The 6,584-nt window shown below is 33.8% G+C and carries 4 protein-coding genes and 1 pseudogene; 3 read left to right on the top strand and 2 right to left on the bottom strand.

Going from position 1 to position 6,584, the window contains the following annotated elements:
* The 3 genes and pseudogenes from AC07XN_RS22835 to AC07XN_RS22825 form a co-directional block, all read left to right on the top strand.
* A pseudogene (locus AC07XN_RS22835) lies at window positions 1-274 on the top strand (GntR family transcriptional regulator); the annotation flags it as partial.
* Window positions 275-371: 97 nt separating this feature from the next.
* Window positions 372-842 (top strand): helix-turn-helix transcriptional regulator, encoded by a 471-nt coding sequence (locus AC07XN_RS22830; protein WP_494744737.1) that lies wholly within the window; start codon window positions 372-374, stop codon window positions 840-842.
* A gap of 657 nt (window positions 843-1,499) precedes the next feature.
* A complete protein-coding gene (locus tag AC07XN_RS22825; RefSeq protein WP_494744736.1) occupies window positions 1,500-1,970 on the top strand; it encodes a pyrophosphohydrolase domain-containing protein in 471 nt (156 codons plus the stop codon).
* 404 nt (window positions 1,971-2,374) lie between these two features.
* On the opposite strand, the gene AC07XN_RS22820 is transcribed toward AC07XN_RS22825, so the two are convergent.
* Both AC07XN_RS22820 and gyrA read right to left on the bottom strand, forming a co-directional pair.
* The gene (locus tag AC07XN_RS22820; protein ID WP_494744735.1) at window positions 2,375-3,850 is read right to left on the bottom strand and encodes a tetratricopeptide repeat protein; all 1,476 of its coding nucleotides are present in this window, start codon (window positions 3,848-3,850) and stop codon (window positions 2,375-2,377) included.
* A 92-nt stretch (window positions 3,851-3,942) separates the two neighbouring features.
* Entirely contained in the window at window positions 3,943-6,483 is a 2,541-nt protein-coding gene (gene gyrA / locus AC07XN_RS22815; RefSeq protein WP_309916405.1) for a DNA gyrase subunit A, read from the bottom strand.
* Between the last annotated feature and the right edge of the window lie 101 nt (window positions 6,484-6,584).

Here is a 6,584-nt window from a genome sequence, read left to right as displayed (position 1 = left end):
TGGATACATTAAAAAAATCAGAGAAGACGGAAAGGTTGATTTAACATTGGAAAAAATCGGTTTTGAACGAATTGACAATACTAAATTATTCATATTATCTCAATTAAATAATCATAATGGATTCCTTCCATACAATGACAAAACAAGCGCTGAAGTTATTTATAGCAATTTACAAATGTCAAAGAAGGATTTTAAGAAAGCTATTGGGGGATTATATAAAGATATGCAAATTATCATCAAAGAAGATGGAATTTACATCAATAAACAAGAGTAGGTTAACATTTATATTCAATTACATTTGTAATTTACACAATCAATTGTCATATTTACATCATTAAATTACTATTGTAAATATATTAAACATTTGTAACATGGATTTAAATAAAAAAATAGAACAGATAATAGTAGATAAGGGGCTCTCCCCAAGTTATTTTGCTGATGCCATAGGGATACAGCGAAGTAGTATCTCACACATTCTATCTGGGAGAAATAAGCCTAGTTTAGACATTGTACAAAGGATTTTGAAGGTATTTCCTGACATAGACAGAGATTGGCTTCTTTTTGATAACGATTCACTTAGTCAGAATATCCCTCAGCCTCATAAACAAGTAATTAGTAATCAAACAATTAGGACTACCCAGAATAAAGATATAAAACCCCAAGAATCGGTTAAAAATAGTAGTCCTGAGCAATTATATGTACAATCGCCTGTAAATGCCTTACAGAGGCGTAAAACAGAGCGTCCGGAGGTGGTTGAAGCGCCCGCTCCATCTGGTAAGCAAATAGAAAGGATTGTAATATTTTACACTGATGGCACGTTTATGGAAAGTAAACCTGTTTGATAAAATTTGTACTTTTTTAATATATCCATTATGTAGTTATGATAGAGTAGGAGGAAACTTGCTGGATAAAGAGAGAGGAATTAAATAGAAAAAGGAGGTAGATAATGCCTCTTTTAAGGGCTCTTCTTATGAAAGAAAATGGTTAAACAGGATGTAGTTTGAAAGAAAAAGATATTGTCTCTTAAAATCAAAATTTGATATTTTGATTTTAAGAGAGGGTAAAAGTGGGCGAAAAAAATCCTTTTTTTAAAAAATAAGCTGATATTTTATATATATCTATATTTAATAATATGGATATATTAAATACATCATCTAGTATTTTTTTGTTATCCATCCGACTCTATTACGTATTGATAACTACCTATTTATGTTAGGTACTTCCTATTATATCATCGTAGCTATCTCTTTAAATACCCACCTTATAGATTAGTATTTAAAGTAACGTTTCACACAATCGTACACATATCTTACTGATTATCAATTAGTTAAACAAAGTGTTCCACGTGAATTTATAACTTACTGATAATTAGATACTTATAATTTTATTAGTAATAATAGTAATATTAATAAATGCAAATATATTTATTGATGCATAATCTTAGGGCTATTCTTACTAATTTTGATTAAATTTTTACTTAAAACATTATATAAAAAACCATGCAAAGCATAGATTCTCTTAATCAAGTTGCTGAATTTCATCGCACATTCAAAGCACCCATTCTTGATAAACCACAGATACCTTCCATAGAACGATGTAAATTAAGAGTAAGTCTTATTGCCGAAGAATTGAGAGAGCTACAAGAAGCCATTGAAGCTAATGATCTTGTTGAAGTAGCTGATGCGTTATGTGATATTCAATATGTGCTTTCTGGAGCTGTATTAGAATTTGGTCTTGGTGAAAAATTCGTTGACCTCTTTAATGAAGTACAAAGATCAAATATGTCTAAAGCTTGTAGCACTTATGAAGAAGCAGAAGCCACTGTAGAATTTTATTTTCAAAAAGATGGCACTGTAGCTGAGATTATAAAAGATGAAGATAAATTTTTAGTTTATAGAACTTCCGACAATAAAGTACTTAAATCAGTAAAATATTCACCCGCTGATTTAAAAAGTATTCTAACACAATAATTTTAATGATTCTGCCTTTAAAATTAATCGCCTCAGAATTAAATAATCAAGGCAGAATCATTGATAAAATATTTCATCGGATTCTCAGCGACTTCATCAAAGTACTTTCACTTTCATATGGATTGATAACCTATTAATTACCAATCTATTACAATAACCAAGTCTCTTCTAAGTAGATATATATTATCAATATTATCAGCTTCAAAAAAATAAATTTAATTGTTATATAATTTACATTATGTTAAGTAAAACATTTAATACTTGAAAAGTTGCTAAATAACATACCTATTTGCTGTTTTCCATCATATAAATTGCTCATGACTGAAAATTTTCTGAGATAGCCTAGTCATAAAAAAAGACCTCAAATTTTTGAGGTCTTTTTTTATGACTAGGTGGAATATTAATTATTCTCCTAATGCTTTCAATTTATCTTCCATTTTCAAGATTTGATATAAACTTCTCAAACTTGATTTTAAATCGTCTTCTTGCTTGATAGAATATGCTTTTTCAAAATATGGTAAAGCTTCTCTGAATTTCTTATCAGCTAATTCTTCGATTTTCTTACCTTCAGTTTTGTAAGCAGCCATATCTAATAAATCAACTTTTTTCTTAATTTCAACTGCTTCATTGAAGCTCATTACTCCTAAGTTAAAGTTAACATCATAATTATTAGGATCTAACTCTAATGATTTTTTATAATAAGTTAATGCTAAATCTTTAGCTGCTTTTTGTTTTGCTTCCAATTCCGCAAGCTTCTTGTTAGTTTCTTCAACATTAACGCCACTTGCTGCTTGTTTAGCTGCATCCTCATTCAACTTAGTCAACTCAGCTTTTTGTTCATTTTGCATCTCTTTAACTTGAACAATTTGTTTTTTAGAAGCGGCTGCTGACTTTGGGTCTTTTTTGATTTTATCAGTCAAACGCTTGATTTCCTCATCATAAGCCGCTACTTTATCTTTCTGAACTTGTATTTTCTTGTTTAATGCTTCTACGTTATTGTCAGATAAAGTTTCTTTTAATGTACGAATTTCAGGTGCAAATTCTTGAGCTTTATTTTCATATAAAATACCCAAATTTAATACTTCTTGAGGGTTACTTGTACCTTTTGCAACTGATGTTTCAAGCTCTTTGATAGCTAAATCAATCTTTTTAAATGCTAATAATAAGTTTACTTTTTCAGCTTTTAAGTCTTTATTGTTTGGATGAAGAGCAATCCCTTTTTCTAAGGTAGCAATAGCTTTTTCTTCATTTTTCTCATTTCTATAGATTTGAGCCAAGGCATAAATCATGGCTGGGTCCTTCCCTCCTAGGTCTAAAAATTTCTCAAATCCACCTTTAGCTGCTGCATCATCTTTAGCCATTTGACCAATTACACCTGTATACATTGCAGCTGTAGTATCTTTTGGACTAACTTCAGAAGCCATTTGTAGATCTTTTACAGCACCTACAAAATCCTTACTTTGATATTTAGCAATACCACCGTTCATAAAGGCACTAAATGTTTTTTGTCCTTCAGGTTCTGGTTTTCCCTCTTTATTGAGCGTTACTAAAAGGTATTTTTTAGCTGAAACAGCTGCCGCTCCGTCTTTTGCATCTAATGCAATAGCCTTTTTGAAGTACTCAACCGCTTTGTAAGCTGCTAAAGGCTCTGCTTTTGTCAACACTGAGTCTTGAGAATTCGCAAGGTCTAAATAGGCTTCTCCACGAGTTAACCAAGTTTTAGCTTTCGCTGAATCTTTTTTTGTAACTGCTGCATCGGCTTTTTTTACGGCCTCAGAAATAGTTTTACGATTCGCCTCAATCATCATTTTGTCCATTTGAGCAGAGGCTGCTCCTGCTGTCATCAGTATTGCGAAAAGAGCAAGTGTGATTTTTTTCATTGTTCTGTTTGGAAATGGTTTCTATAATTGAATTATTGAAAAAGTAAAATCGCACTTACATGCGATTTTACAAGGATACTCTTATTAAATAGCTATTCTGGAGTTACTTCTCCTTCTGATTCAATTGTTGGTAAATCTACCTCTCCTTCTGGAGTAATATCTGCAATTACTTCTTCTGGATCTTTCACAATTTTAGTTACTGATGAAATTTCGTCCGACTCATTCTTTAAACGAATAAGTTTAACGCCTTGGGTATTACGACCCATTACACGTAAATCAGCGACAGCGATACGAATCAAAATGCCAGATTTTGTAATAATCATTAAATCATTATTATCTGTTACCTCTTTGATAGCCACCAAGTTACCTGTTTTGTCAGTTAAATTAAGTGCCTTCACTCCTTTTCCACCGCGGTTAGTCAAACGATAATCTTCAACATCCGAACGTTTACCGAAACCTTTTTCAGAAACCACTAATAATTGCTGTGTTTCTGGGTCTTCGATACAAACCATTCCGATTGCTTTTTCGTCTTGTTTTTCTTCGTCGAGCCAAATACCTTTTACACCAGCGGCTGAACGACCCATTGGACGAACACGAGATTCTTCAAAACGAACCGAACGACCAGTGTTAGTAGCGATGATTATATGATTATTTCCGTTGGTCAAAGATACATCTAACAATCTATCGTTTTCTCTGATAGTGATTGCTATGATACCATTTTGACGCGGGCGAGAGTAAGCTTCTAAAGTAGTTTTCTTGATAGTACCGTCTTCAGTACACATCACAATAAAGTTATTGTTAATGTAGTCTGGATCAGTAAGCGATTTCACATTGATTACAGCCCTGATTGAATCACCGCTTTCAATGTTCATTAAATTCTGAACTGGTCTTCCTTTGGCAGTTTTTTGTCCTTCTGGTACAGCATACACTCTTAGCCAGAAACACTTACCACTTTCAGTAAAGAATAGCAACCAGTTGTGCATGGTTGCAGTAAATAGGTGCTCAGTATAATCGCTATCTTTGGTAGCTACCGCACGCGAACCTACTCCTCCCCTTCCTTGGGCTTTGTACTCGCTGATTGGTGTACGTTTGATATAACCTTGATTAGAAACGGTAATTAACATTTCTTCATCAGCAATCATATCTTCGATAGAGAACTCATCGTCAGTCATATTGATTTGCGTACGACGCGCATCTCCATAACGTTCTTTGATTTCATGTAATTCATCCTTGATAATTTGTAGTTGACGCTCAGGTCTATCCAAAATATCTTGTAAGTCTTCCATCAAACGCTTAATTTCTTCATATTCAGCCAAAATCTTATCACGCTCCATACCTGTAAGGCGTTGAAGACGCATTTCAAGAATAGCTTTAGACTGAATCTCAGAAAGGCTGAAGCTTTCCATCAAACCAATTTGAGCAGCATGAGGGTCACGAGACTCACGAATCAATTTGATAACAGCATCTAAATTATCAAGCGCAATAATGAAACCTTCTAAAATGTGCGCTCTTTTTTGTGCTTCACGTAAATCATATTGAGTACGACGAACAACTACTTCATTTCTGTGCTCAACGAAATAATGAATTAAGTCTTTTAACGTGAGCGTATAAGGGCGACCTTTTACTAAACAAACATTATTTACAGAGAATGAAGACTGGAGAGCAGTTTGCTTATAAAGATTATTCAGAATTACATTAGGAACGGCATCGCGTTTTAAATCAAAAACGATACGCATACCATCACGGTCAGATTCATCTCTAATTTCTGAAATACCTTCAATTTTTTTCTCATTTACCAAGTCAGCACACTGTTTAATCAATGATGCTTTGTTGACCATGTAAGGAATTTCAGAGATAATGATTTGCTCTTTGCCTGTTTTACTCGTTTCAAACGTGGCATTTCCACGAACTACGATACGACCACGACCAGTAGCAAAGGCATTTTTGATACCCGAAACACCATAAATCGTTCCACCTGTAGGAAAATCTGGTGCTTTGATATATTGCATTAAGCCTTCAACAGTAATCTCACGATCATCAATATAGGCAATAATCCCTTCTACAACTTCTGTTAAATTGTGAGGAGCCATATTGGTGGCCATCCCTACAGCAATACCAGAAGTACCATTTAATAAAAGATTTGGGATCTTTGAAGGAAGTACGGTTGGTTCTTGTAAAGAGTCGTCAAAGTTATTTTGAAAATCGACTGTATCTTTGTTAAGGTCTCCTAAAAGTTCTTCAGCAATTCTCTTTAGTCGGGCTTCTGTATAACGCATCGCCGCTGGTGAATCGCCATCTACTGAACCAAAGTTACCTTGCCCATCTACTAATGGATATCTCAAAGACCATTCCTGAGCCATCCTAACCATGGTGTCATAAACTGAAGAGTCACCATGAGGGTGAAACTTACCCATTACTTCACCAACAATACGGGCTGATTTTTTATAAGCTTTGTTGTAATTCACACCTAATTCATCCATTCCAAAAAGTACTCGGCGGTGAACAGGTTTTAATCCATCCCGAACGTCGGGTAAGGCACGAGATACAATCACAGACATTGAATAGTCAATGTATGCTCCACGCATTTCGTCCTCAATGTTAATCGAAATAATATTACTATGTTGTTCTGACATATAAATAAGGTTTGGTTGAAGGGACTAAGCACCTTTTTTGATTTTTTAACTGATAAATCAATAGAGATAGTTTTAAGTACCCTTAAAATGCCATTTTATAC

It is taken from the genome of Arcicella sp. GW458-12-2-14-TSB2, from assembly GCF_059423785.1.
Note: the sequence above shows the minus strand (reverse complement) of the source record. Positions and strands in the feature narration are given on the sequence as shown.